The organism is Oceanobacillus salinisoli (assembly GCF_009733865.1).
GTDB lineage: Bacteria > Bacillota > Bacilli > Bacillales > Amphibacillaceae > Oceanobacillus > Oceanobacillus salinisoli.
In genome coordinates this window covers 26937-52426 of record NZ_WOFB01000002.1, presented here as the reverse complement: position 1 = coordinate 52426, position 25490 = coordinate 26937, and the positions used below count along the sequence as shown (strand labels likewise).

The 25490-nt window shown below is 38.9% G+C and carries 28 protein-coding genes; 6 read left to right on the top strand and 22 right to left on the bottom strand.

Translation table 11 applies throughout. The annotated features are described in order from the left end of the window. Positions 1-276 precede the first annotated feature (276 nt). From GMJ66_RS02115 to GMJ66_RS02095, 5 genes are all read right to left on the bottom strand, one after another. Positions 277-831, bottom strand: a complete 555-nt coding sequence (locus GMJ66_RS02115) for a 5-formyltetrahydrofolate cyclo-ligase (protein WP_156288701.1) — start codon at positions 829-831, stop codon at positions 277-279. A gap of 21 nt (positions 832-852) precedes the next feature. Further along, positions 853-1410 (bottom strand): GTP cyclohydrolase I FolE, encoded by a 558-nt coding sequence (gene folE / locus GMJ66_RS02110; RefSeq protein WP_156288700.1) that lies wholly within the window; start codon positions 1408-1410, stop codon positions 853-855. A gap of 71 nt (positions 1411-1481) precedes the next feature. Then, positions 1482-2777: a bifunctional folylpolyglutamate synthase/dihydrofolate synthase gene (locus GMJ66_RS02105; RefSeq protein WP_156288699.1), complete on the bottom strand. Its 1296-nt coding sequence runs from the start codon at positions 2775-2777 to the stop codon at positions 1482-1484. A 21-nt stretch (positions 2778-2798) separates the two neighbouring features. Next, a complete protein-coding gene (locus tag GMJ66_RS02100; RefSeq protein WP_156288698.1) occupies positions 2799-4475 on the bottom strand; it encodes a formate--tetrahydrofolate ligase in 1677 nt (558 codons plus the stop codon). 269 nt (positions 4476-4744) lie between these two features. After that, positions 4745-5599 (bottom strand): DegV family protein, encoded by an 855-nt coding sequence (locus GMJ66_RS02095; protein WP_156288697.1) that lies wholly within the window; start codon positions 5597-5599, stop codon positions 4745-4747. A 231-nt stretch (positions 5600-5830) separates the two neighbouring features. On the opposite strand from GMJ66_RS02095, the gene GMJ66_RS02090 reads away from it, so the two are divergent. Next, complete coding sequence (locus GMJ66_RS02090; RefSeq protein ID WP_156288696.1) at positions 5831-7387, top strand: ABC-F family ATP-binding cassette domain-containing protein; 1557 nt, start codon at positions 5831-5833, stop codon at positions 7385-7387. Positions 7388-7609: 222 nt separating this feature from the next. Here the strand turns inward: GMJ66_RS02090 and GMJ66_RS02085 are convergent, their stop codons facing one another. Further along, entirely contained in the window at positions 7610-7885 is a 276-nt protein-coding gene (locus GMJ66_RS02085) for a hypothetical protein (RefSeq protein ID WP_156288695.1), read from the bottom strand. A 163-nt stretch (positions 7886-8048) separates the two neighbouring features. Further along, complete coding sequence (locus GMJ66_RS02080) at positions 8049-8585, bottom strand: DUF3267 domain-containing protein (protein ID WP_156288694.1); 537 nt, start codon at positions 8583-8585, stop codon at positions 8049-8051. A gap of 223 nt (positions 8586-8808) precedes the next feature. Between GMJ66_RS02080 and GMJ66_RS20365 the strand changes: the two genes are divergently transcribed. Beyond that, positions 8809-8976, top strand: coding sequence for a hypothetical protein (locus GMJ66_RS20365; protein ID WP_197046580.1), 168 nt, complete (start codon positions 8809-8811; stop codon positions 8974-8976). Between the two features lie 44 nt (positions 8977-9020). Here GMJ66_RS20365 and GMJ66_RS20545 read toward each other — a convergent pair whose 3' ends face one another. From GMJ66_RS20545 to GMJ66_RS02055, 6 genes are all read right to left on the bottom strand, one after another. Beyond that, a complete protein-coding gene (locus tag GMJ66_RS20545) occupies positions 9021-9146 on the bottom strand; it encodes a DUF6254 family protein (RefSeq protein ID WP_231514786.1) in 126 nt (41 codons plus the stop codon). A gap of 140 nt (positions 9147-9286) precedes the next feature. Beyond that, complete coding sequence (locus GMJ66_RS02075) at positions 9287-10324, bottom strand: potassium channel family protein (protein ID WP_197046579.1); 1038 nt, start codon at positions 10322-10324, stop codon at positions 9287-9289. An 819-nt stretch (positions 10325-11143) separates the two neighbouring features. Continuing rightward, a complete protein-coding gene (locus tag GMJ66_RS02070; RefSeq protein ID WP_331279651.1) occupies positions 11144-11572 on the bottom strand; it encodes an NUDIX hydrolase in 429 nt (142 codons plus the stop codon). 69 nt (positions 11573-11641) lie between these two features. Continuing rightward, positions 11642-12154 (bottom strand): NUDIX hydrolase, encoded by a 513-nt coding sequence (locus GMJ66_RS02065; RefSeq protein WP_156288692.1) that lies wholly within the window; start codon positions 12152-12154, stop codon positions 11642-11644. 800 nt (positions 12155-12954) lie between these two features. Further along, the gene (locus GMJ66_RS02060) at positions 12955-13407 is read right to left on the bottom strand and encodes a YrvL family regulatory protein (protein WP_156288691.1); all 453 of its coding nucleotides are present in this window, start codon (positions 13405-13407) and stop codon (positions 12955-12957) included. A 9-nt stretch (positions 13408-13416) separates the two neighbouring features. After that, positions 13417-13932 (bottom strand): GNAT family N-acetyltransferase, encoded by a 516-nt coding sequence (locus GMJ66_RS02055; protein ID WP_197046578.1) that lies wholly within the window; start codon positions 13930-13932, stop codon positions 13417-13419. Positions 13933-14513: 581 nt separating this feature from the next. Here GMJ66_RS02055 and GMJ66_RS02050 point away from each other — a divergent pair. Further along, complete coding sequence (locus GMJ66_RS02050; RefSeq protein ID WP_231514785.1) at positions 14514-15470, top strand: glycoside hydrolase domain-containing protein; 957 nt, start codon at positions 14514-14516, stop codon at positions 15468-15470. A 104-nt stretch (positions 15471-15574) separates the two neighbouring features. On the opposite strand, the gene GMJ66_RS02045 is transcribed toward GMJ66_RS02050, so the two are convergent. The 6 genes from GMJ66_RS02045 to GMJ66_RS02020 all read right to left on the bottom strand — a co-directional run bounded on the left by GMJ66_RS02045 (position 15575) and on the right by GMJ66_RS02020 (position 20527). Further along, positions 15575-16171 (bottom strand): GNAT family N-acetyltransferase, encoded by a 597-nt coding sequence (locus tag GMJ66_RS02045; RefSeq protein ID WP_156288690.1) that lies wholly within the window; start codon positions 16169-16171, stop codon positions 15575-15577. 386 nt (positions 16172-16557) lie between these two features. Further along, positions 16558-17334, bottom strand: coding sequence for an SIMPL domain-containing protein (locus tag GMJ66_RS02040; RefSeq protein ID WP_156288689.1), 777 nt, complete (start codon positions 17332-17334; stop codon positions 16558-16560). Positions 17335-17456: 122 nt separating this feature from the next. Then, complete coding sequence (locus GMJ66_RS02035; protein WP_156288688.1) at positions 17457-18008, bottom strand: SLOG family protein; 552 nt, start codon at positions 18006-18008, stop codon at positions 17457-17459. A 281-nt stretch (positions 18009-18289) separates the two neighbouring features. Next, positions 18290-18643, bottom strand: coding sequence for a CotD family spore coat protein (locus tag GMJ66_RS02030; protein WP_156288687.1), 354 nt, complete (start codon positions 18641-18643; stop codon positions 18290-18292). 149 nt (positions 18644-18792) lie between these two features. Beyond that, on the bottom strand, positions 18793-19566 hold the full coding sequence (locus GMJ66_RS02025) for an ABC transporter permease (protein WP_156288686.1): 774 nt from the start codon (positions 19564-19566) through the stop codon (positions 18793-18795). Then, positions 19544-20527 (bottom strand): ABC transporter ATP-binding protein, encoded by a 984-nt coding sequence (locus tag GMJ66_RS02020; protein WP_156288685.1) that lies wholly within the window; start codon positions 20525-20527, stop codon positions 19544-19546. Before GMJ66_RS02020 ends, GMJ66_RS02025 begins: the two co-directional genes overlap by 23 nt. A gap of 257 nt (positions 20528-20784) precedes the next feature. Here GMJ66_RS02020 and GMJ66_RS02015 point away from each other — a divergent pair, with 257 nt between their 5' ends. Together GMJ66_RS02015 and yidC are read left to right on the top strand one after the other, a co-directional pair. Next, complete coding sequence (locus tag GMJ66_RS02015) at positions 20785-21147, top strand: hypothetical protein (protein ID WP_156288684.1); 363 nt, start codon at positions 20785-20787, stop codon at positions 21145-21147. After that, positions 21102-21911, top strand: coding sequence for a membrane protein insertase YidC (yidC, locus tag GMJ66_RS02010; RefSeq protein WP_156288683.1), 810 nt, complete (start codon positions 21102-21104; stop codon positions 21909-21911). The genes GMJ66_RS02015 and yidC overlap by 46 nt, the downstream gene beginning before the upstream one ends. A 53-nt stretch (positions 21912-21964) precedes the next feature. Here yidC and GMJ66_RS02005 read toward each other — a convergent pair whose 3' ends face one another. The 3 genes from GMJ66_RS02005 to GMJ66_RS01995 form a co-directional block, all read right to left on the bottom strand. Continuing rightward, entirely contained in the window at positions 21965-22117 is a 153-nt protein-coding gene (locus GMJ66_RS02005) for a small acid-soluble spore protein P (RefSeq protein WP_156288682.1), read from the bottom strand. 175 nt (positions 22118-22292) lie between these two features. Next, the gene (locus GMJ66_RS02000) at positions 22293-23222 is read right to left on the bottom strand and encodes a manganese-dependent inorganic pyrophosphatase (protein WP_156288681.1); all 930 of its coding nucleotides are present in this window, start codon (positions 23220-23222) and stop codon (positions 22293-22295) included. 118 nt (positions 23223-23340) lie between these two features. Then, positions 23341-23898 carry a hypothetical protein gene (locus tag GMJ66_RS01995; RefSeq protein ID WP_156288680.1) on the bottom strand — a complete coding sequence of 186 codons (558 nt, stop codon included), beginning with the start codon at positions 23896-23898 and terminating at the stop codon, positions 23341-23343. 180 nt (positions 23899-24078) lie between these two features. Here GMJ66_RS01995 and GMJ66_RS01990 point away from each other — a divergent pair, with 180 nt between their 5' ends. Continuing rightward, the gene (locus tag GMJ66_RS01990) at positions 24079-25191 is read left to right on the top strand and encodes an NAD(P)/FAD-dependent oxidoreductase (protein WP_156288679.1); all 1113 of its coding nucleotides are present in this window, start codon (positions 24079-24081) and stop codon (positions 25189-25191) included. Positions 25192-25490 lie beyond the last annotated feature (299 nt).

Below are 25490 nucleotides of genomic sequence, written 5' to 3'. Positions count from 1 at the left end.
AACAAGAATAAAACATATAAATTAAAGAACTTTCCAATGAATTTTGAAAAATATTAGGTGCGAAACCCACTAGCAATCTATGTTAACTATATATTCGCACCTAAACTAAAAATCTTGTCTTCCCGTCATAATTACAATATGATAAATCAAGTTTCACTTATTATTATCCATATTCCAATCACATTTATCAAATAATTCTGCTAATTGTCCATTTGTTATTTCTATTAGTTTTAACTTATACAACTATAATCTATATTCAAACCGTTTTAATGGATTTTACACAACACCATCCTCCGAAATCACACATCTCACAGGCAAATCAAATTCTTCGGTGGGCACCTCTTTCACCAATTGCATACGAGCAGCCAATGATATTGTTTCATTCTCAAAGTCCCTCAAAAACCGGTCATAATACCCACCGCCAAAACCAATGCGATACCCCTTCTTATCAAAAAGTACTCCAGGTACGATTAACAAATCCATTGTATTTTTATCCACTTTTTCCGTTGCCTCAGGCTTTGGCTCCAGCAAATTGTAGTACACCGTTTCCAACTGATCAAAATTATCCAATCGATAGAATTCCATGCTCTTATCTTTTGGGAAACATTTGGGAACACAGACTGTTTTTCCCTGTTCCCACCCTTTTTCAATGATAGGCCGTGTATTCCATTCAAACCCTTGGGAAACCGTAATCCCAACCACCCCGGCTTTAGCCCACAAACTAGAGTCAATTAATTGCTGCATCAATCGCTCTTCTATTCTTTGCTTCTCTTCTCTGGATAAGCCTTTTAATTTCGAAATAACCGACTCTCGAAGTTCTGTTTTATTCAGAGTAATCCCCCCAAAACCATTCTATTTACCAATTAACGACAACACTTCATTTCTCGATTTGCTGTTCTTTCTGAAGGATCCACGAACAGCACTCGTTACCGTATTGGACCCCTGCTTTTTCACTCCGCGGATACTCATGCACATATGCTCCGCTTCCAAAATAACCATCACGCCTACTGGATCCAATTCCTCCATGAGCAAATCTGCAACCGATTTTGTAATTCGCTCCTGTAATTGTGGCCGTTTGCTGATGTCATCCACAATTCTTGCCATCTTACTTAACCCAATCACCCGGCCATTTTTCGGAATGTAGGCAATATGGGCAACACCAATAAACGGAACCAAGTGATGCTCACACATCGATGAAAACTGAATATCTTTAACAAGCACCATTTCCTCATGCTGCTCCTCAAATACGGTTTCGCAATGTACAGCAGGATCTTTTGAAAGTCCCGAAAATACCTCCTCATACATTTTCGCAACCCGTTCTGGTGTATCCAATAACCCTTGTCTGTCCGGGTCCTCCCCAATTGCTTCTAAAATTTGTCTTACCGCTGATGCAATCTTCTCTTTATCCATATTTAAAGCCTCATTTCTTTTTAGTAAACATAACGAACACCATGTTTTTATGCCTTAATACAGGAAGAAAGTTAATCCTTTGCAAACTTTCCTGCAAATATTTCTGATGTAAAGATACCTCGAATTGCTCCGATATAATATAAGGATCCAAATGCACAAATCACATCATTTTCCCCAGCTTGCTTAAGTGCCAAATCCGCTGCTTCATCATAGGTACGACTGGATACTGCATGCAGATTCTTTTCTTTTAAAAAATCAGCCAAAACTTCAGCCTTCATCGCTCTTGGACTATCTGGAGTAACTGTTATAAAAGTATCCACAACCGATGATACTTCTCCTACAATCTGGTCTACATCCTTATCCTTTAAAATTCCGACAATCGCTATGATTCTTTTATCGGAAAAATACTTTGTTAAATTATCTACTAAAGCCTTTATACTGTCAATATTATGGGCTCCATCAATCACGACGGTTGGATGCTGATGGATGATTTCAAAGCGCCCTGGCCAAGTTGTTTCTGTTAATCCGTCCCTTAAAGCATTCTCACTCACTTCCAATCCTTTACTGTTCAACAGTTGGATGGCCTCCAGAACGAGTGCCGCATTTTTCAATTGATGTTCTCCCAGTAAAGAGATACGTAAATTTCTGTACGTTTTATAATGAAAAACCTGTCCATTCAAATCCGTCTGAATCCTTGTGATTGCAGTAAATTCCGGCTGGTAAACTTTTGCTCCTTTCTCCTGTGCTGCACGGTATATTACTTCTTCTGCTTCTTTTTCTTGAGAATAAAGAAGCACTGGACTATTTTCCTTTATAATTCCTGCCTTTTCTCCAGCGATCTCAGCTAATGTCGACCCAAGAAATGCCTGATGGTCATAGCTGATGGAAGTAATAATCGATAGCAAGGGATTGTCAATAACGTTAGTGGAATCCAGCCTACCGCCCAAACCAACCTCAAGCACGACAATATCACATTCCTGTTCATAAAAATATAGAAAAGCAATCGCCGTCATGATTTCAAATTCGGTTAGACTTATCTGAAACGACTTTACTCTGTCTTTCACCATACCAGTTATTTTACCAAGGGCGTCATCGGAAATATTCTCATGATTCACTTTAATTCGTTCATTAAATTTTTCTATATAGGGTGAAGTAAATAACCCCGTTTTATAGCCTGCTTTCGTTAAAATATGGGCAAGATAGGAAGCTACTGATCCCTTTCCATTCGTCCCTGCAATATGCACAAATTTCAGCTGTTTTTGCGGATTATCTAATGCAGCCATTAATGCTTTTATATTATCTAAACCCAATCTCATACCATTTAACTTTGGGCTATGAATATAGCGAAGTGCTTCTTCATAATTCATGAGAACCTGCTCCCTTACCATTTAAAATAATCCATGAATGCGCCCCTGTGCATCCACATCAATTCGTTCTGCTGCTGGTTTTTTCGGCAATCCAGGCATCGTCATAATCTCGCCTGTCAACACAACAATAAATCCTGCCCCAGCTGATACTTTTACATTTTTGATCGTGACATCGAAATCTGTTGGTCTCCCAACCTTAGACGGATCATCCGAAAATGAGTATTGCGTTTTTGCCATACAGATTGGAAACTTTTCAAATCCTAACATTTCCAATTTCGTAATTTCTCTTTCCGCCTCACGTGATAATTCTATTCCATTTCCACCGTAAACCTTTTGGACAACCTTTTCGATTTTTTCTGTAATCGAATCCTCCAGTTCATATGCATAGCGATGCTCGTGGTCTCCTTCCGCAAGTTGAACAACTTCTTTTGCCAAATCCTCTGCGCCAGCACCACCTTTTGCCCACACATCGGAGAGAACGGTCTCGACACCAAGCTCTTTGCATTTTTCTTCAATGAACTTAATTTCTGCATCTGTATCTGTCGGGAATTTATTAATCGCAACCACAGCTGGCATTCCATGAACATTCCGGATATTTTCCAGATGTTTCATTAAGTTTGGTATCCCTGCTTCTAATGCTGACAAATTTTCAGCGGCCAATTCCTTCTTTCCAACTCCGCCATGCATTTTCAGTGCTCTTATAGTGGCAACGAGTACCACTGCAGCAGGCTGCACTTCAGATAATCGGCACTTAATATCAAAGAATTTTTCCGCTCCTAAATCGGCACCAAAACCCGCTTCTGTTACCACATAGTCTGCATATTTCAGCGCTAGTTTGGTTGCCATTACGCTGTTACAGCCATGAGCAATATTGGCAAACGGGCCTCCATGGACAATGGCAGGTGTATGCTCCAAAGTCTGTACTAAATTTGGCTTAAGTGCATCTTTTAACAACGCCGCCATTGCCCCATGTGCGTTTAGGTCCCCAGCTGTTACTGGCCTGTCATCATATGTATAACCGATAATAATCTTCTTTAGCTTATCTTTTAATTCTGTAATGGAGTTGGATAAACATAGAACCGCCATAACCTCAGACGCCACTGTAATGTCGAACCCATCTTCCCTTGGTACACCATTTGCTTTTCCTTGTAAGCCATTTACGATATAACGCAACTGTCTATCATTCATATCGACTGCACGCTTCCAGGTGATTTTACGAGGATCAATGCCAAGTTCATTCCCTTGATGTATATGATTATCAAGCATTGCAGCAAGCAAATTATTCGCTGCACCAATCGCATGAAAATCTCCCGTAAAATGTAAATTAATAGCTTCCATTGGCACAACTTGAGCGTAGCCTCCGCCGGCAGCTCCTCCTTTTATTCCAAACACCGGACCTAAGGACGGCTCCCTTATTGCAATCATTGCGTTTTTGCCGATCCGCGTTAGACCATCTCCAAGACCAACGGAAGTCGTGGTTTTCCCCTCCCCTGCAGGAGTTGGTGTGATTGCCGTCACAAGAATTAATTTTCCATCTTCTTTATCCTGTAATTTATCCAACGCGTTATAATGAATCTTTGCTTTATCGTCTCCATATAGCTCCAAATCACTCCGCTCAATCCCTGCTCGGATAGCGATTTCTTCAATTGGGAGTAGCATTGCTTCCTGGGCAATTTCAATGTCTGATTTATGTGTCATGTTTTCCCTCCTTATTCTAGTTCCATTATAGAAGAAATGACGCGATTCGACAAAGAATTGCAAACAATGAACTATAACGATTGGGAAGCAAGGGACATGGGCTGCAGGAGGTACGGGGATTAATATTCAGGAGTGGTAATTAAAAGGTAGGGTGGGGCTGCTTTTCGGGTTTCCCACCGACCACAAGCTCTTTTTATCAAGCTGTCACTTTATTTTTCTTCATATATGCAAATAAGGTTCTCTTTATAATAATAAAGAGAACCTACCATTTAACCTTCCAAATTCCAAAATATGGCAAGTGTTCCTTCCCCGGCATGTACGGCTAATGATGAGCTCAATTCTCCAATCAACGTATTAACACCAGGAATTTCCTCTTTAATCCGCTTCTCTAGCTCTTTTGCCTTTTCCAGCTCATTCCCATGCATGATTCCAACATGGCTAACCTTATTTTCCTCACTTGACTGTTTGAGCTGCGCTATGATCTTACTAGTTGCTTTTTTCTCGGAACGAACCTTTTCAAATACATCCAGTTCTCCATTCGGTTTAATTGAAAGTATCGGTTTGATTTTAAGTAAATTTCCCAGTAAAAACTGTGCACCCGACATTCTTCCACCTTTATATAATTGATCCAGGCTGCCTAGTAAAATGAGATTTCTGGATGTTTTCGCTTTTTCCTGAAGTTCGCTAGCAATCTCTTTAGCATCCTTATCTTCTTCAACTAAAGCCAGGCCTTTGTACAGCAGTTCTGTAATCGCGTATGAAAGGGAGAAGGAATCAACAGCTTCTACATGAAAACCAGCCTGTTCCTTTGCGGTTGTCGAACTTGAAATCGTACCGCTCAATTTTGATGAAACATGAATAGCGATTGCTTCATCATAATCTTTCTTCAATTTTTCATATAGCTCTATAAATTTTCCAACATTGGGCTGGGATGTTTTTGGAACTTCTTTCTGATTGCGAATCATGTTATATAATTCTTCAGAAGATAAATTCACCCCATCTTCATACTCTTTCCCCTCTGATATTACAACAATGGGAACCACATATACATCCGGATGAGCGCGTAACTCTTCTGTTAAATATACTGTACTATCTGTTACAAAGGCAATTTTTTTCTTTGACATGATTTCCGCACCTTTCTACTCTTCTTGTTAACTATGATTATACATATAATAATGGATTATACCAACTATTAGTAATTGGTACTAATAATTAACGATTTTTTTGTTCCATATAAGAGTTTATGCTGTCATTTCACTTTTGCCTCTTCATTGAAAAAATCACCACTAGCCCTTTTCCATCATGACCTTTATAATAAGAAAGAATGTACTTTTAGAAGGAATAGGTGTTTATTCATGAGTTTATTAACCGTTAAAAACTTAAGTCACGGATTCGGGGATCGTGCGATTTTCGATGACATTTCTTTCCGTTTATTACAAGGAGAGCATATTGGACTGATCGGAGCAAATGGAGAAGGAAAGTCCACTTTTATGAATATTATTACCGGAAAATTAGAGCCCGATGCAGGGAATGTAAAATGGTCCAAGCATGTACGGGTTGGCTATTTGGATCAGCATGCAGTCTTAAAGCAGGGGATGACGATTCTTGATGTCTTACGAACAGCTTTTCAATATTTATTTGATATGGAAGCAGAAATGAATCGTCTGTTTGAGAAGATGGGAGCGGCAGAACCAGAAGAACTGGAAAAACTTCTGGAGGAAACAGGAAGAATTCAGGATTCCCTAACAAACAGTGATTTTTACACTATCGATGCGAAAGCGGAAGAGGTTGCCAACGGGCTTGGACTAAATGAATTTGGTATAGACCGTGATGTCCATGATTTAAGTGGTGGTCAGCGTACGAAAGTCCTGCTTGCTAAACTGCTTTTGGAAAAACCTGACATCCTGCTGCTGGATGAGCCGACGAACTATTTGGATGTCGAGCACATCGAATGGCTGAAAAATTATTTACTTGAATATGAACATGCTTTTATTCTCGTTTCCCATGATATCCCTTTCCTAAATAGTGTCGTAAATATCATCTACCATATGGAAAATCAGCAGTTAACGCGCTACCCTGGGGATTATGATGAATTTTTGCGTGTTTACGAAATGAAAAAACAACAGCTGGAAGCAGCTTATAAAAAGCAACAAAAGGAAATTGCCAGCTTAAAAGACTTCGTTGCCCGAAACAAGGCCAATGCAGCGACAAGCAAAATGGCCATGTCTCGTCAGAAGAAGCTGGATAAGATGGATGTTATTGAGTTAGATGCTGAAAAACCTAAACCGGAATTCCATTTCAAACAAGCTCGAACACCTGGTAAATACTTGTTTGAAACAAAAGATCTCATTATTGGTTATGACGAGCCTTTGTCCAGACCACTTAATCTAACGATGGAACGAGGTCAAAAAATCGCCTTATATGGTGCCAACGGAATCGGAAAAACGACATTACTTCGCAATATCCTTGGTGAAATCCCTGCTGTATCGGGGTCTGTTCAACAAGGCGAGCATCTCCATATCGGGTACTTTGAACAGGAAATCAAAAAGGAAAGTCAGAATACGTGCATCGAAGAAATTTGGGATGAATTTCCCCACCTGAATCAATATGAAGTACGTGCTTCTCTTGCAAAATGCGGTCTAACAACGAAGCATATCGAAAGTAAGGTTCAGGTGTTGAGCGGTGGAGAAAAAGCGAAAGTTCGTCTATGTAAATTAATTAACAAAGAAACCAATTTACTCGTCCTTGACGAGCCAACCAATCACTTGGACCCTGAAGCAAAAGCGGAACTAAAACGGGCAATCAATGAATACAAAGGCAGTGTCCTGCTTATCTCCCACGAACCAGACTTTTATGAAGGTATTGTTACAGACGTCTGGAACTGTGAAGATTGGACAACGAAGGTTTTCTAGGTCAGAATACACCAAGGCTGTCCTAAAGCAAGTAAAACTAAGGCATTCGCCGTATTTAGGCGAATGCCTTAGTTTTTCTCAAATTTTGTCTACGTCAAATTTAAATTTTTATGCTTACCTAATGGATATGAAAACAAAAGGTTTTCTAAACGCAGAGCTTCGATTGGATAATATTATCGCAAATGGATCTTATTGGTATACAGTGAAACCTTTTCACATCTTTTATAAGATATCATTTATATTTTGCTGGGCTTCCTGGACTTGCTGACGGACATCATGCAATTCTTCAAAAGCCTGCTGAAATTGGGCGTTCTCTGTTGCCTCTGTTCCGGCTTGCTGCTGAGCATTTTCTAACTCCTGTTCTGCCTGCTGTAATTGTTGTTCAGCCTGCTCCAGTAATTTCATATCCTTACCTTGTGCCTGAAGGACAGCCTCTTGAGCTTGCTTTACTTGCTGGCTGGCTTGCTGTAATTGTTGATGTAAATTTTGATTAGTCATACTATATGTACCCTCCTTCATTTTAATCGGTAGCATATAGTTATTATTCCGTGAAGATTGCGGTTTATGTATTTTCAATCGTCTCAGCAAGCTGAAAACTCAATCAGTAGGGAAATCACTGCCCTCTTAACCTGCAAAAAGATCTTACACCATTTTTCATACTCTACTCATAAACAGTAAATTGCGGTTTCGTAGGATGATCCAGAACAAGTGCATCATTAGGCAACTTTCGAAGTTTATGATATAAAACGAGATCACCGAAACTGCCAACAGTTAATAAAACACCCAGCACAGATATTGCAGGAAAATTCATCGCTATTCCTACAATTAGCGGCAAAATTCCTGTTGGTATTAGTGGTAGTAACAATACTTTTTTCATCTCTTCCACTGTAATGGACTTCTTTGCATGTGCATAGGCTACACCAAGCTTCCAGTTGAATCCCCAGGCTAACTCCTTCCTCGGCACACCACCAATATAACGAAATCCAAGTAAATGAATTGCTTCATGCAGGCAAACAATGATAATCATAGCAACCGTAAACAAACCAAGACCGGAAAGTGTAATTTGTAGGACAACCTCATCAAAAAGAAGTGCATGCACAAATTGCACAGCTATTATCATTACAATTGCTAAAAGAAAAAGATATACTTGCATTTTCCATGTTGAAATCGACACGACTGTTTCTTTCCTATGTTCCATTTGCTCTCCCTCCCCATAAAAGTTACTTTTTCATACTATACGTTTTAATCAATGCTATCGTTTCATCCATTTTTAAAATATTTAATTTTAATAAGGAAATTATTTTCAATTTTTTTGGATTGCCCAATCTCTCCAAACGTTTGAGACCTCTCAAGTTATTACTTGAATTGCAACCAGTATTATGGAGAAAACTAAACATGAATATCGAAAGGAGAGTGTAAGCATGAGTCGTGGCAAAGGTTTTAACCATAAGAGACAAGGACATCCCGGAGACTTCCCTAAACATAATATGGTTGAGGGGAAGGAGCATAGCAGACAGTTTGAACGAGAAGAAGATATTGTGACACACGAAGCTTTTAAAAATCGTCCGAAAGAGGATGAAATGCCGTAACAATTAAGAAAGGACCAAGGAAATAAAACTTGGTCCTTTCTCTATTATTTTCTTTCATCTTTTCCAGCCTCATCGGCTAGCTGTTCAAAGGATTTTACATTTCCATGTGGATTTTGTGATTGCTTTCGTCCCTTCCATTGACGTTCTCGTTGCCGTTTGGATTGTGTCATTTATCTCATACTCCTTTGTTTAAATACTTCCCTTTTAAATTAACCTTTTCATTGATATTCATCCTAAATGCCGTGTTTTTTTCTCAATTATGATCAAACAAAACCTATAACAGCGTAATCCTAAAAAACCTGCTTATTTATTATTTAGCCACATATTCCTGAATCTTCCTATACGTATTCTCCTGACATACAATCAGTAATTTAGATTTCGGGCTAAGTGCTTCATCGGATTTGGCTGATACATTTAATTTATTATCAACAGATAATAAGGTTGCTCCCTTTTCATATAAATCATTGAATGCATCCTGATACGTGTGCCAGTTTCGATGTGGTGTGATTGTAAAAATATCTTCTCCGTAATTGGAGGAAGCTAGCTGACGGAACACCTCACTGACTCCTTTATAAGATCCGCTTTTGGCAATTAATCTGGCACTTGTATGATTTGGTGTCACAAACTCATCAATCCCACAGTGAAGAAAGCTGGAAATATGTATCTCATCATTAATTTCGGCAATCGTATAGACCGGCTTTTGTGACTTTTTCGCATAATCTTCTATCGCCGTTGCAATTAACAGTGTTTGACCATCGGCTAAGGAGGAGTGATTAACCGTATCAGAAGCAAAAATCATGACCGACTCCGCATCCAAAAAATTTGCTCGTGAAAGGGTCTGAATGTCTGCAGGATCTCCACTTATAAAGTGAACACGGTCATTATCAAATGGATTCTTCTCCAGCCCCTCATCAATCAGGACAATATCTTTTTCGTTATGCATGGCGAGTAATTCTTTCAATGTTTCCTTGGATCTTCTTGAATAATTGATAATAACATGGTGATTATTCCCTTTAAACGTCAATTTCCCGCTCTCCTTTTTCTTTTTAAATTCAACATAAACATCGACTATGTATCCAACCGCAACACCCATTAAACCAATTCCAATAATATAAACAATCGCCATAGCAAATAGCTTGCCCCCCCATGTAACAGGGGACACATCTCCATAACCTACCGTCGTCACAGTGGTCATCACCCACCATAAAGCTTCAAAATAGTTTGGAAACGTCTCTGGCTCGATCATTTGTATTATCCTTGTAGATATTATGATGAAAGCTAACAGCCCAATAAATATGGTTATTTTGACATCCATTTTCATTGCTTTCTGGATGATCCGTAAAATCATAGTTTTCCCCCTCATTTCCAACAACAGCCATTGTATATATGTATCCATTATACATTTACTATTTCATGTTTTACATCGAAACAACTAAGTTTATCAATATTCATTTACAGCTGATTCATGGTCTCCTTTATGAACAATGGAAAAATCCTCACTCATACCGTACCTTGAGTTAATTTCCCACGAATGACTTCAGCTAAATAAAAGTACATATTCCATTTTACCAAACCTTATCAAGCTGCCCTTATTAGATTTTTTGGACACCTAATTCTTCCATTACTTTCTTGTAGTAGCTATTTCATGAATTTCCATCTGTATCTATACCGCTATTCGGAAAAACACAAAAAATACTATTTTTTCTACTTTTCCCAAATGACTTCGGATCTCCTGTTTCTTATTGCCTTCTCCAATTGTAAATAGTGACGTTCAACACACCAAAACCACATATACCAAGGAAAAGATAAGTTGATACAGTGTCCCCAGCTTGACTCCATTCATCTGTAATGATTCCCAGCTGAAATAGAATAATCCCAGATATAATAATACAAAGAAATGATATAAGTAGGACAGAAAATAGGTTTACGATTCGCGTTCACTGAAATATAATGACGAGCAATAAAGAAATTAGTACTATTAAACACGTCATAAAGTGAATCTTCAATCAATGGGGTTTTTTTTCATCCCCCACTGATAGTTAGATGAACGAATCAGGAGTTTACTGGCTGTTGATCACGTGGTAAAGATGGGCCTCAAATATTCAAAAGCCATTTTTTTCTTCCACTCCCCTTTTTAACTTTGTGTAATGATTTGTCAAAAACTTATCTAAATTATGCGATAATTTCTTATTATTTTCTTTGACAATTGATCGGGATAAAAGAATTCGGCCATCACAGATTCCGTTTTATCTATCGTTATTTCCCCCGAAAATTCGGTTGTATAATAAGCAACCGTTACCGTATAGAATTCATCTCCATTTGCTGCTTTCACAAAATTTTCAGGGCCGGAATAAACATTGATTAAATGCAGATGATCAATAGACAGCCCGGTTTCTTCCCATACTTCCCCGCTTTCGACATCCTCTGTGGATTCCCCTAATTCCATTAATCCTCCTGGCAATCCCCAGGTGCCTTCCGGATGGACTCGCTGCTCCAGGAGAATCCTGCTAGAGACATCGACCATTACTGCCACTGCGCCTGGTAAAATCAGTGGTCGTTGCCCAACTGCTTTTCGTAAATCTTCTATGTATCCCATCCACTATTTCTCCTATTCGTTATCACAGTGTTTCACGCAGCCTGTTATCCTAGTAGGCAAAATCCTGCTTTACCTATTCTTAGCATGTAATTTTGTCCTGCTGCTGATCTTCTTTTCTAATTCAATTGAATGGAATTCTGTAACTTCTCCCTGTTGGTAAACAAATCGATGTTCATACATACGATCATCTTCTAGCATTTTTGTTAAATAGTATTTTAGATTGGCGATTCCCTCATTTTTAGGATGTAGAACCCAATCAATCTTTTTCCAGTCCAGTATTCCTTCATCCGTCTTTATTGGGGTATGATATGTATAGTCTTCTGGTACTTCTGCAATATACGCGTACATTCCGCCAACATGGGAACTATCTACTTCCCATGTCACCATCCCTTTGTATGCTGCATCATGAATAACGATCCCAGTCTCTTCCTTTATTTCTCTTTGTATACACATAGTAGGTGTTTCATTCGCTTCCAGTTTTCCGCCAACTCCATTCCATCTCCCCATCCAACTTGATTTCTCTCGATTTAACAACAAAATCTCATTCCCACGTTTAATAAAACCTATCGTATATTCAAGCATTTCTATCCCCCTTCGCAAAACCAATTCGACAAATTTCGGGAAGTGACAGGCACCTGCTTTGGCATCTGCTTTCTTTAATTCGCTAAATACAGACAGTTTTCCTGCATTTTGGCTCAATTACATTAAGAAGATTTCGCTAATATAGGAGGTAAGAAATGGGCAAGTGGGCACAGAGGATGAGATTCTTGGTCATATCAGGTATTCACGATAATACACCAGAAACCGAATTGCTACTTAAAGAAGATGTTCAAAAAGTCCGGTGAAAAGGACACATCTATATAGGGAACCTTCTACTAAAACCGCCCACGTCCTTGAAAAAGAAAAGCACTTTTTCTGCGTGCGATGTATCGCTGACGAAGTGTTCCTTGTCCTGTGGGCAACGTAGAAGTCACCACAACACGCGCAAGCTCGTTGGCTCGCTTTTCCGCTGCTCACGTATTAACTGCATACGTTCCGCTACTCAAAGCTTCACCGCCTCGAACTTCGGTCCTTTTCATCCTCCTTTGAACACGCACTTAAAGATATAGCGTAGCAAAGTGTATTTTTTACCAATTCGAATCGCCCAAGTTTGTACATAAAATGGACAAAAAATTAATATTCATTGAAATAAACATTTATGATAAGATGTACATATAGGTGATGTATACGGTTACAACATGAAGAGGGATTTTTAATGAAAGTAAGAGAGTTCATTTTTAAAAAGGCTTTTTCAATATCCTTACAAGTTCTCCCACCTTATTTCTATACAAAAAAAGAAGAAGAGAGAACCGTCCCCCATCCTTCTTCCCATTTGTTTATTTTTAAGCTTTTTTAGGAGATTTTCTCTTTCCAGCCATTAAATGATCGGCAACTACTAGTATTAGAGCTAATGTTATTTCTGTCCCAACAGGCACCTGAATACGAACCATCATTTCATCGACAACATATATCGCTAACCAGGCGAACAGAAATTCCAACAAAATTTTCATGGTGACGATTTTATTTTTATCCTTCACATAGGCAGACGAAATGATAAGAGAAGCTTGAGCAAATAAACTAGTAAAAAAATTTAATATGAGATAAAAAATAAGAAACAACAACAGTGCCCCGTTAGATTCATATTCAACATTAAACACATGAAAAAATCCAGCGAATCCAAAAAAGTATGCTCCAACAACGAACAATACTACGACCGTAGTTAACAACCCAAATAAGGTCATCACAACGATTTTTCCACCAAATTTTAATTCATTAAATGAATCTTTTTTCTTCATGAAAACATCCTAACCATTTTTTCTAGCATTTATATTATCTTTCACCTTTAATACCATTTTAACCGTTTGCAGTATGTGTCCATCAAAGTCCTCTTCATATTCTTTTACCTTAACGAAACCTTTAGCCCGGTAAAACCGCATGCCAATGGTATTATTTTTCTCCACGTTTAATTGAATTTCTCTAACATCTCCCAGCTCTTCCATTCCTTCTTTCAAGAAAGCAGAGCCAATACCTTTGCCCTGGTACTCTGGATATATGTAAATAGCTCCTAAAATCGTAGAACCATCCCTGGAGACAGGAGAATAATTGGCAAATCCTACAATTTTGCCATCCACTTCCGCAACAAAAACGGTCGTGTACTTCAATCGCCTTTTCATATTTTTAGAACTGTAGGCATTTTTTAAAAATTCATTTTGAATCTCCAGCGGAATGATACCCTCATATGTATTATTCCAGCTTGTCTTTGCAACATGCTGTACCTGTGATATATCCTTCTTTGTCATTAAACGAATGATGTAATCCAAAACATATCACCCTTTAATTGTTAGTGAGTCGATAATAGTTTGTAATATTATAACCTATTTATCTATGGAAAAAAAGCATTGTTTTCATACCTCATACCATGCTTTTCTTCTTATTGGAATTGATGAAATTCCTTGATGAGCCAATACTGCCAATTTAGTTCATCCCCCTCTGTTTGCACACACCACAATTACCACGAATAAGTTGATAATGAAAACTATATACATATTTAAGGACATGAGTCATTATGCTTACCTTCTTCATACTGTTAGTAACCCGATAAAGTGAACCTTCAATCAGTGTGGGTTTTTCCATCCCCTCTGATTGTTAGCTCTAAAGGATGACCTAAAGGCCTATCAACGAATCAGGAGTTTACTGGCTGACCGTCCCCACTTATAATTCTTGAGGCATCTCGAATTTTTCTCGTTAAGGGTCTTACAGCCAGTTAATCACCTGATAAATTACAGCCGTGACAAGTGAATCACCTATCCCAATGTTTTTTTACTACCAGAGCCCTTTTCCCGCACACCGGATCACCCTCCTTAATATACTGCATTAGGTGTGGAAAGGAGGGAAAAGGCGTATGATGCGTAACTATTTCATTTTCACTCTATTTGGCTTGGCTGCTTTCTTTGCCATATCGTTTTTGTTAATTTTCATTCTGGCTGCACCGTCAATAAATGAAAGTGAAAAGGAAGAGCAATCCCCCCCTACTGAACAGCCTTCTGAAGATGAGGAATCTGGAGATGACGGGGATAATCAGGATGCAGATTCCGGTGAAGAAGGTAATAATAAAGAAGATGCAAACGAGGATGAAGAAAATAATAAAGAAGATTCCGGCAGCAACGAGGAAGAAGGAAACGGGGAAGATGCGAACAATGAAGAAGAGTCCTCTCAAGAATATTACTGGGGTGTAGATTCAGCTAGCTATACCAATGAAAATGTATATTCATGTGTGGTTGATAACTTTGGTGAACCAGAAGTTTGGGGGCGTTATTTAGGAGATAGAGAAGGCGTTTCTGCTGGTATGGATAGCGAGGAAGTAAATTATCTCCATGAAAATGATATCCCAATTCTAGTAATCTATAATCATGTCAATGAAGCGGTGGGCTATGATCACGGTGTTGATCATGGTAACCAAGCTATCTCTATGGCCGAAGAATTAGGAATTCCAGAAGGGGTTGTACTCTTTGTTGATATCGAACCAGAGTATCCTGTTGACTCCGCATTTATGGAAGGCTGGTACGATACGCTAACAGATTCCTCCTATTATCCGGCGGTCTATGGTGTATTTGATGAAGGAAGTGCACTATTAGAGGCATACAATGCGATGGATCAGGAAGTTCAGGAAAATACTATCGTATGGACCGCATTTCCTCAACAGGAGCCCACCTCAAAAGATAACGCTCCAGAATACGATCCTCAAGGACCAGAAAACTCCATGCTGTATGGCTGGCAATACGCCATCGATGCAGAGACTTGTAATATAGATACCAATTTATTTACAAACGAAATGATGGATTACTTGTGGCGAGAATAGGGTTTATCCCTATTCCACCACTTTTTTGCATGGATGGTGGACATGTTTCATTATATTCTTTTATTTTTCCATTCATCTCCTTCATCCTTCTTCGCTTTCTGCTTTCATATAATCGGTAACTGAATTCTTTCTTGTACCTTACCATCCTCGTTCTTTGTCATAGTCCATTCCGGTTTTAACAGGGAGTGCATAACCGCATCATGTGATTGATTATTCTGATGCAAATACCCCCTAAGCAGTCCCTCCTGTTTAAATCCCATTTTCTTCAATAACTGATTGGAAGCAATGTTCTCAGGAAAAGTTACCGCACCAATTCGAAATAACCCCAGTTTATTAAAGGCATAGCTCAGCACTTCCCGAACAGCTTCACTGGTGATCCCCCTCCTCCAGTATGTAGGGTGGAGTTCATAACCAATTTCTCCTTTTTTATTTAAGAGATTTAGATTATTTAGCCCCACTGTTCCAATAAACTGCTCCGTATCTTTTAATACCATGCCCCACCTGATGCTTCGGTTTTGCTGAAATAATCGATAAAAATTATCAATCAGATCAGTAGCTTCATCTATACTTTCCAGATTTTCTTTTCCATAATACTTCGTCACTTCATCCAAGGATAAAATTTCGTATAAATCTCTCTTATAGCGCTGACTGACTTGCAGAAGATACAGCCGTTTGGTCTCCAGCTTAGGAAATTCCCCCATTTTGTTTCCTCCCCATCAACTCTAAAGCTTTGTTTACTCATTCCACACATCAGAAAATATAGGAAAAATGAATACAAATGTGCTCATCGTGTTACAAGGTGATTCGGTGAAGCAGCACTCCCTACGAAGCTACAAGGAAATAATTCAAGTAGATAATCATGCAGTAACTCAAGGAGAAAAGACGAGTGAATGTGAGTTTTTCTTATTTTTCCGCCAACACTTTCTCAACGAATTTCTTTTCAATATCTGGATTATATAGATTCATCATTGGTAAAACCCTAGCTATAAGCAAGCTTTATGATAATAGCCTAATTTATTACCCTTTCTTTTCTGCCAAGTATGTCATGATCTATACACATTATTCTATACAAACGGGTTAAATCCTTTTAATATAGAAAAACTGCGGTTACTCTGGCTTTTATCACAACCTGTCCTGGTTCAATCGGTGTAGTAACTTGATCTTGGGCTGTTGCAAGGACTTGATACGTTTGTGGCTGTTCTTCTATTTCTTCAGTAACCTTAAGCGGCTCTTCATTTATCATAACTTGCAGTGCACCCGCAATGGCCCTAGCTTTTTCAGTTGCATTTCTAACAGCGAGCTGTAGTGCCTGCTGCTCATACACATCTCTATTTTCAATCGTAAATTGAATATGGGTCACACGGTTAACCCCTGCATTTACCGCTGTATCAATAATAACACCGGTTTGTTCGATATTTGGAATACGAACTGTAATTTCGTTTAACACCTCATATCCACGAAAAACCTGCCTTCCCTCTACATAGTCATACCTCGCTTGAATGGCGAACCACGAAGTTTGGATTTTTTCTCTTGGAATCCCCTGCCCAACAATAGCATGGATTACCTGATTCATCCTATTTGCATTTTCCTGCTGCGCCTGCTGGAGAGAGGAATCTTCCGTAATAACCGCAAGCCGAATACTGGCAATATCCGGTTGCGCTGAGATCGAGGCAGTTCCTGTTACGGTAATTTTGCGCTGTTGATTTTGCTCGGATTGCTGACGGATTGATGTTTGCTGTTTGCTTGGCTGTGGGCTCGGTTCATATAGGCTCGGATGTGGGCTGAGAGTTGGCTGATGCGGGTACTGGCTGTTCTGAGTATAAGCCTGGCTCCCTTGAGGAGATAAATAATATGGATAATACATAAGTACATTCCACCTTTATATATTTTATTAAATACTATGCGGAATTTGGTGGAATGATTATGGTTTCTTTTTGATTAGGTTAGAGGGATTGCTTTTGGATATAGCTGTGTTCACTTTTCCACTTAATCCCAATAATCCGGATCGTTCATTCTTATCTCTTCTACAATATCCTCTAAATCCATTGCCGTTATCACAAATATTTCATAATCCTCAGCTTTTTTTGCAACATCATATAAATATTTATTGCTACCTGGATTTTCCTCGTCTATTAGGAACAGGCAGCCATCAGTTTTATCTACCAGCCACATGTTTTTTGCCCTAAATTGATATGGACCTTTATAATCCCCTTCATATAAAGGCTTATAAAAATCTACCACAAAGCTCAATTCCTGATATTTTTCCTTCAGTGGATCCGGCCAGCGGCTTTCCTGGTTTTCAAATGGAGGAATGATGGCGATGTTAATGTCATAGGTTTCTTTTAAATCCAGTACAATCTCTGCTGTCCATAATTCCACCCCCATTTGTCCGGTAACGATTACCCATTCGAGTCCTTCCTCAATGAAACCGATTAGGCGTTTCTGAATAGCTGCCTTTATAAACGTTACCCTAGGATCATTCTCTTTAAAAATACCCATTTCCATTGGCTTGTACCCTGTTACAGATAATACTTTCATATGTATCCCTCTTTCCTAGCTATGAACCATTATAAACCAATTTAGTAATTAGCATTTGCAGGCCTTATTCTGAATGCCTTCTTTTTTCATATATTTAGTGTAACAAACTTTTCTGCATCGAAATACTGGTTGCCCGTCCTCCACTTATAATTCTTGAGGCATTTCGAATTATTCTCGTTAAGGGTCCTTACAGCCAGTTAATCACGTGATAAATTTTGTATCCCTTTTTAACGTAAAGGAAAAGCTGGCAGTTATTTGCCAGCTTTTCTAGATTACATGATTTATCTTTTTCTCCACGGTTGTGCTCCAAAACCTGGATTCATTGGTGCTGCTCCTGGGCCAAATCCTGGTCCTGCCGCTCCCGGTGCTGCTCCTGGGCCAAATCCTGGTCCTGCTGGTGCTGGTGGTGCCGGAACTTCATATGCCGGTCCTTGAATATCCACACTGTTCACTAGATTTTGATAGGAAGTAGAGTGTGGATACGTATGATAGTTTTTAATCGTATGATGATTTACTACATTTGTATGAGATGGATGAACATGCTCTACACAGCTTTCTGAATACGTGTTAACTTGATTCACTTTCGTTGGATAAACACATTTTGGACATTTGCAATGTGGTGGATGATGATGCATATATAATCTCCTTTCATGTTGTAATACACTATTAACCTATGTCAACTGTCACACGAATGTATAAACAATTACCCAATTTAGGGTAAACAGAAAAAACTCAGCATTTATCCCTTAAGTGACAAAGCCTATCATAGCCTAAAGAAAGTACATTAATAATGCGCCAGTAAGCCTTTCTTCATCGCCATCCGCTCACAATTTAAAAAGAAAACTAGCCCTATAACAAAATAAAAAATAGCATTAAACAAGATAATCATATAATCACCAAAACCGATACCAGTTAATATAATTCCATCAATCATCACACTACGTACAAGGTCTACTCCTTTTACAATAGGCAAAAAAGCTAAAAATGGTGCAACGGATAACGGAACGAACACCAGCCCTGCAAGTATAAACTGCAAAATTTGCAGGAAAGCTTGCACCTGTTTAAAGATAATGGACATCCCTGCAATGATAAATCCTAAACCAAACATACTGATTAATGTTAGAACGAGAATTGGCAAAAGGGTTAGGACATCAATATTTAGCCACTGGCCCGTAGTCAGCATAGACAAATATAGCAGAACTACAACAATCAGGAAATGAACCAAGACCAAAGCCAGTAAACGGGTAAGTATGATTTTCCATACCCCCATTGGCGACATGCTAAGTTGTTCAAGTGTTCCCTGTGTTGCTTCATTCGTAATTTGCCAGCCAATATCTTGTACAACAACCATAGCCAAATACCAGAAAATATAATTGACAATGACAAATTGAACGTTCATATCTTGTGTGCTTGGATCCCCAATCACCTGAATCCCTGCAAACATCGCAAGAAAAATAATATAAAATGTAAGCAGCATAGCGATTGTATTTGGCAAATATCGCTTTAATTCAATATATTCTTTTCTCGTATTCGCTTTAAGAAGATGGAGCCATCTCATGTTTTGCTTCCCCCTTTACAATCTTCATAAAAATCTGCTCAAAATCCACCGTTTTCCGGTCAATTGCTTCTACCGGTGTACTTTCTATTTTGAAGATGTCGAATAATTCATAGATTTCTTCACTTTTTTCCAGCTCAACTTCGAACGTCGATTGATAAGTATCTGGAATATACTGAGATAACGGAAATTTTTGCTGTAAAATTTGCTGCTGCTGATCAGTTAACAGTCCACCCAACGTCAGACTGTACGCACGGACTTCAAATAACTTTAGTAAATTTTCCACCCTATCATCGGTAACTACTGAACCATTATTAATAATCACAGTCCGTTCACAAATATCCTGAATAACATCCATATCATGAGAACTTATAATAATTGTCCGATGATGGTCATGGGCTACATGCTGCAGTAGTTCACGTACCTCATAACTCGTCTCCACATCCAAACCAAGTGTTGGTTCATCCAGCAAGATTACATCACTGTCTGCAAGCATCGCAACGGCAATTGCTAATTTTTGCTGCATTCCGCGGGAAAGACGATTCACCAATTCATATTCCTTATCTTTTAAATGAAATTCCGCTAATAGCCCATCAATCTGTTCACTTACTTCCTTACGTGAAAAACCTCTGTTTCCTGCAAAATATTCCATGTTTTCTCTTACCGTCAGACGCCAATATAGATTACGATTCCCTTCCAAAACCGCACTAATATGACGTAATGCTTTTAGCCGTTTTTCATGATTATCCAATCCTTTAATGATAATACGGCCAGAATCCGGTTTCACCAAGCCACAAATCATTTTAATCGTTGTGGATTTTCCCGCCCCATTTGGTTCAAGCAATCCAAGAATTTCTCCACGATTTACCGAAAAAGAGATTCCTTTCACAGCATGAATTTCCTCTTTCGTTTTCCTTTTTTTATAAGACTTTTTAAGATTGTGAACCTCAATAATCGATTCCATCCGCGTTCATCCTTTCCCTCACTTCTCCTACTACTCATTCTACCCCATTTCCTGTTTACCCCCTACAAACTGAAGTTCGAAACGCCCTCCGTCTGCAGTCTGAAATTCATGGACTTTTGTATGATAATGGTATTACGAATGGAAAAAGGAATGTTTCCATTCAGTTTGATAACTTTTCAATTGCTTCAAAATGAAACCTGTCATACGATTGAAACGTGCTACTATTAAATGGACGCCAAAAAAGGAGGTAAATACAGATGCTGTTGGAAATAATCAATGAATTGTTGAATGAATTATCACCCTTTTACTGTTATTTAAGTGTATTCATTTCTATTGTCTACCTGGAGCGCATTCGTTTTGAATGGCAGCAACATGGATTGGAAAATCAGCTTTATATTCGCAAATGTCATGAAGTAGAATTTAGACTGCTGCCTAAACAAAAATGTATTCCTAGAATCATAGAAATCCGTAACTGGATAACGACGAAAACCAAGCGAATTGAAGCACCAGATGATGATTCTGAAGCACCTTCCTTCTCGTTTATACATTCGATTCAATTACGAGGAGGAAAACAATGGAAACAAAATCTGTATTCACTTTCTTTAAAAAATATAGCTTGATTTTAGGGATTTTCACCCTGCTTATACTTTCTGGTTGTCAAAGCGCGGTCGACCAACCTATTGACGCTAATTCAGATGGATGGTTCGATCATTATTTTGTCTATCCGTTTTCCTTGCTAATTAAGGGAATTGCCGACATGTTTAACGAAAATTATGGTTTATCGATTATAATTATTACACTAATCATTCGATTTGCTTTAATGCCATTTATGTTGAAACAGACAAAGTCCAGTGTTCAAATGAAAGATACAATGAAGGTCATGAAGCCTGATCTTGATGCCTTGCAGGAAAAATACCGGAATAAAAAAGATGCGGAATCACAGACAATGATGCAGCAGGAAATGATCCAGCTGTACCAAAAACATGAGATGAATCCACTGGCCGCACTGGGTGGCTGCTTGCCAATGCTCATTCAGTTCCCTATCTTAATCGCATTTTATTATGCAATTCTTCGTACACCGGAAATTGCAACCCATTCCTTTTTGTGGTTCGACCTAGGGCAAAGCGATATAATCTTAACCGTTATCGCTGTAGTCATCTATTACATTCAATTTAAAGTATCTCAAATCGGGATGGATGCAAAAATGAAACAGCAAATGGCAATAATTGGATTAATTTCTCCGATTATGATTGGGATCGTCTCCCTGACGGCTCCAGCTGCCCTTCCACTGTACTGGGCAGTTGGAGGACTGTTTATCATTGTCCAAACAGTCATTTCCCGGAAAATCTATCGCTCAACATCCAATTCCGTATTAAGTAGTTAACAAAAAAACACTTCCATCGTGGCGATGGAAGTGTTTTTTTCGGTTAGGGATGATTACATATCATGATGAGGATTATGTTTTTGTCTAGAATGATTCGCATTTTTCACTTTCTTTGATCCGCTCAATGGTTCACCATATGGTTGTTCTGGACTTTTTGGCAAACGAGGTCGTTCCTGCTGCTTCGGTCCTTTCGGTTTTCCTGCCATTCGTACTTCCTCCTTTCGCCATTTTATTGTTTGAGAAAAATGGATATTTATACACGGAAGGAAGTACAGGCATGGTCAATAACCATTAAAAAAGAAAGCTATTTAACCCCTTACCCTAACCAAACGATAGAATTCGACAAATTCCGGGAAGTGACAGGCACCAGTTAGGCACCAGTTATTTCGTGAATTGTTCTGTTAGTACGTTAACAATTTGTTTTTTACGTGATACAACGCCTTTTAGAAGTGCACGGTTGTTCTCATCTAAGGTGACACCATAACCGGATTCCACTTTTCCTTTTCCTTTTCCAAGTGCGAGAACTTCAGAATCGTTATTTAGGATATCTGTCACAACAAATAGGAATAAGTCTAAACCTTTGTCACTGATAATTTTTTCAATTTCCGTTTCCAAGTCAGCTTGGATTTCATACACTTTTTCTGCATCCACAGTATTTACTTGGGCAATTTCTACTTTTGCGTCACCCATTGCAAATTCTTTAGCATCCATAGTAACAAGCTCAAGTGCTGATTTATCACTTAAATCCGCACCTGCTTTAAGCATATCCAATCCGTATTTTTCTAAATCCACACCGGCGATTTCCGCTAATTCATGGGCTGCATCCACATCTTCCTGTGTGCATGTTGGTGATTTTAATAATAAAGAATCAGAAATAATGGCAGATAATAACAGACCTGCGATTTCTTTGGAAACTTCTACATTTTTCTCTTTGTACATTTTATTTAAGATGGTTGCAGTACATCCAACTGGTTCTGCACGGAAATATAGTGGTTCTTTCGTTTCAAAGTTGGATATACGGTGATGGTCAATAACCTCTGTAATTTTTAAGTCTCTGATGTTGTCTACACTTTGCTGGAACTCGTTATGATCGACTAGAATAACTTCCGATCCTTCAGCCACTTCTTCCACCAATGGAGGTGCATCCACTTGAAAATAATCTAATGCAAATTGCGTTTCTTTATTAACTTGGCCAAGTCTTGCGGCTTCTGCTGTTTCGCCAATTTTCCCTTTTAAATCTGCATAGGCTATTGCAGAACAAATCGTATCTGTATCCGGGTTTTTATGACCAAATATTAATTTTTTTGTCATTTGAAACTCTCCTTTAAATATGTATTTTCATCTAACTAATAGATTATCATAATTTTTTCGTATATGAATAGCATAATTCCTTTTCAAATTCTATCACAAGGCTATTCCTACTTCAATACTAGGCATTACGATACGATGATAAAAGCTTTTGGATAATTTCTGGATGATGCACTTCTTCTGCTGATGCATTACGAACATCCACTACTTTTAAATTCGGGCTAAGTGGACCATCATAATCCTGCAACTTAACAATGCAATACCCCTTCCAATCTGATGCAGTAATTTCCAGGATTGCTTGATCGGCGTATAATTCATATATTTTTTTCTGGTCCGCCTCACTTATAGACCAAGCTTCCAGTTTTTCTTCTGGTTTCATTTCTAATGCATTCGAATAATCACTGCTTGGAGTAGCAGGCATATTCACTTGAATCTTTTTGTTCTTCCATCCATCAAGCAATTTGATAAATTCCGAGAATGCAATGAGAATCATTCCGTTAAAAATAGATTGGGTTGCAGATTGAAAAAAGAATCTCCATTCAAAGGTCATTTCCTCTTCTCCATATGGTCCGGAATAACTTACATAATTTGCGTTCAAATATGCGGAGATGACCCCAGTAATAATCACAATGAGCCCACTATAAAATAATATATTTCCAATAATATTTTTCTGCAACAATCTTACTCCCCCTTTTCAAAATCACTGTAATTATTATTTTACATTTAGTTTCTTTATTTTTATAGTAATAATTGTAACGAAGGTAGGAGGGATTTTCATGTATGAGCAATTCATATGGATACAGCAGCATGTACCATTATATATTAAAAAATGTAAAAACCATGAAACAGGTCGTTATTTATGAGTAAATATATCATTGTTGGTGCCGGGATATTAGGAGCAAGCACAGCTTATTATTTATCCAAAAGTGGTGCTGAAGTAGTAATTATCGATCGAAATGATCTCGGACAAGCAACTGATGCTGCTGCGGGAATGATTTGTCCTTGGATTACCCAGCGCCGTAACAAAGCTTGGTATCAATTAGCAAAAGGCGGAGCAAGAATTTACCCTGAACTGGTTAAGGAACTTGCTGCAGACGGGGAAAAGAAAACTGGTTATTCCCAAGTTGGGGCCATTAGCCTGCATACCGAGGAGAAAAAATTAATTGCGATGAGAGACCGTGCACTAAAACGCCGGGATGACGCACCAGAAATTGGTGAAGTAACCATTCTCGATGAAGCAGAAATAAAGGAGATGTTTCCACTGTTGGCAGATGGGTACCGCGCCGTCCATATTGCTGGTGGAGCAAGAGTTGATGGACGTGCTATGCGGGACGCTCTGCTTCGTGGCGCCCAAAAACATGGTGCCACACTAATCTATGGTGATGCCTCCCTCATGGTAAACGAAAATCAAGTTACTGGTGCTTCGATTGGAGATGAAGTCTTTGAGGCGGACAAAGTGATAGCTACATCCGGTGCATGGATGAAGGATTTATTTGCACCCCTCGATGTTGACTTGAATGTCGTTCCGCAAAAAGGACAAATCCTCCATGTCCAGATTCCAAATATAGATACATCCAAATGGCCGGTCGTGATGCCGCCAACCAATAAATATATTTTATCCTTTAAGGATCGAATTGTCTTAGGTAGCACTCATGAGGATGACAGCGGATTTGATTATCAAACGACTGCTGGTGGTCTACACGAAATTTTATCCAATGTAATGGACATAGCTCCGGGACTGAAGAACAGTGTGCTTTTGGAAAACAGAGTAGGATTCCGACCATTTACCCCAGGATTTTTGCCAGTCATTGGAGAACTCCCCGGATATGGGGGATTGCTCTTAGCCAACGGGCTTGGATCATCCGGGTTAACAACTGGACCATATGTTGGACGGCAGTTAGCTAATTTAGCCCTAGAGAAGGAGCTGGAGATTGATCTAGATGACTATGATGTTGGTGGAGCATTGAAATGATGATTTCTGGTAGTTCGTTTTTTTCATAAGTTCGTGCGGTGTGTTCTACTTGATTGTTGCTCGATTTTGTTCGGTTAACTACGATTGACTTTGTTCGGTGTGGCGCGATTCTGCTTCGCTGTCGCTCTATTTAATTGGAATCTCGCGCGTTCCTGCTTCGCTGTTGCGCGTTTCCGTTTTGCTGGCGCTCGATTTAGACAGGAGGCCGAGCAAATCCACGTGATGCTGATTAATTACGTTCTGCATAAGCTTCCTTACTCATAACTTAAACGGGCAGTCATTCCAATAGGAATAACTGC

What these genes read in the sequence shown, in the direction of transcription:
- GMJ66_RS02005 (WP_156288682.1), bottom strand. Translation starts at nt 22,117, where the DNA reads ATGGCAGGAAAACCGAAAGGACCGAAGCAGCAGGAACGACCTCGTTTG.
- GMJ66_RS02090 (WP_156288696.1), top strand. Translation starts at nt 5,831, where the DNA reads ATGAGTTTATTAACCGTTAAAAACTTAAGTCACGGATTCGGGGATCGT.
- GMJ66_RS20365 (WP_197046580.1), top strand. Translation starts at nt 8,809, where the DNA reads ATGAGTCGTGGCAAAGGTTTTAACCATAAGAGACAAGGACATCCCGGA.
- GMJ66_RS02100 (WP_156288698.1), bottom strand. Translation starts at nt 4,475, where the DNA reads ATGACACATAAATCAGACATTGAAATTGCCCAGGAAGCAATGCTACTC.
- GMJ66_RS20545 (WP_231514786.1), bottom strand. Translation starts at nt 9,146, where the DNA reads ATGACACAATCCAAACGGCAACGAGAACGTCAATGGAAGGGACGAAAG.
- GMJ66_RS02095 (WP_156288697.1), bottom strand. Translation starts at nt 5,599, where the DNA reads ATGTCAAAGAAAAAAATTGCCTTTGTAACAGATAGTACAGTATATTTA.
- GMJ66_RS02105 (WP_156288699.1), bottom strand. Translation starts at nt 2,777, where the DNA reads ATGAATTATGAAGAAGCACTTCGCTATATTCATAGCCCAAAGTTAAAT.
- GMJ66_RS02040 (WP_156288689.1), bottom strand. Translation starts at nt 17,334, where the DNA reads ATGTATTATCCATATTATTTATCTCCTCAAGGGAGCCAGGCTTATACT.
- GMJ66_RS02060 (WP_156288691.1), bottom strand. Translation starts at nt 13,407, where the DNA reads ATGAAGAAAAAAGATTCATTTAATGAATTAAAATTTGGTGGAAAAATC.
- GMJ66_RS02025 (WP_156288686.1), bottom strand. Translation starts at nt 19,566, where the DNA reads ATGAGATGGCTCCATCTTCTTAAAGCGAATACGAGAAAAGAATATATT.
- GMJ66_RS02085 (WP_156288695.1), bottom strand. Translation starts at nt 7,885, where the DNA reads ATGACTAATCAAAATTTACATCAACAATTACAGCAAGCCAGCCAGCAA.
- GMJ66_RS02035 (WP_156288688.1), bottom strand. Translation starts at nt 18,008, where the DNA reads ATGAAAGTATTATCTGTAACAGGGTACAAGCCAATGGAAATGGGTATT.
- folE (WP_156288700.1), bottom strand. Translation starts at nt 1,410, where the DNA reads ATGGATAAAGAGAAGATTGCATCAGCGGTAAGACAAATTTTAGAAGCA.
- GMJ66_RS02015 (WP_156288684.1), top strand. Translation starts at nt 20,785, where the DNA reads ATGCTGTTGGAAATAATCAATGAATTGTTGAATGAATTATCACCCTTT.
- GMJ66_RS02080 (WP_156288694.1), bottom strand. Translation starts at nt 8,585, where the DNA reads ATGGAACATAGGAAAGAAACAGTCGTGTCGATTTCAACATGGAAAATG.
- GMJ66_RS02065 (WP_156288692.1), bottom strand. Translation starts at nt 12,154, where the DNA reads ATGCTTGAATATACGATAGGTTTTATTAAACGTGGGAATGAGATTTTG.
- GMJ66_RS02070 (WP_331279651.1), bottom strand. Translation starts at nt 11,572, where the DNA reads ATGGGATACATAGAAGATTTACGAAAAGCAGTTGGGCAACGACCACTG.
- GMJ66_RS02000 (WP_156288681.1), bottom strand. Translation starts at nt 23,222, where the DNA reads ATGACAAAAAAATTAATATTTGGTCATAAAAACCCGGATACAGATACG.
- GMJ66_RS02050 (WP_231514785.1), top strand. Translation starts at nt 14,514, where the DNA reads ATGATGCGTAACTATTTCATTTTCACTCTATTTGGCTTGGCTGCTTTC.
- GMJ66_RS02045 (WP_156288690.1), bottom strand. Translation starts at nt 16,171, where the DNA reads ATGGGGGAATTTCCTAAGCTGGAGACCAAACGGCTGTATCTTCTGCAA.
- GMJ66_RS02075 (WP_197046579.1), bottom strand. Translation starts at nt 10,324, where the DNA reads ATGATTTTACGGATCATCCAGAAAGCAATGAAAATGGATGTCAAAATA.
- GMJ66_RS01990 (WP_156288679.1), top strand. Translation starts at nt 24,079, where the DNA reads ATGAGTAAATATATCATTGTTGGTGCCGGGATATTAGGAGCAAGCACA.
- GMJ66_RS02030 (WP_156288687.1), bottom strand. Translation starts at nt 18,643, where the DNA reads ATGCATCATCATCCACCACATTGCAAATGTCCAAAATGTGTTTATCCA.
- yidC (WP_156288683.1), top strand. Translation starts at nt 21,102, where the DNA reads ATGGAAACAAAATCTGTATTCACTTTCTTTAAAAAATATAGCTTGATT.
- GMJ66_RS02020 (WP_156288685.1), bottom strand. Translation starts at nt 20,527, where the DNA reads ATGGAATCGATTATTGAGGTTCACAATCTTAAAAAGTCTTATAAAAAA.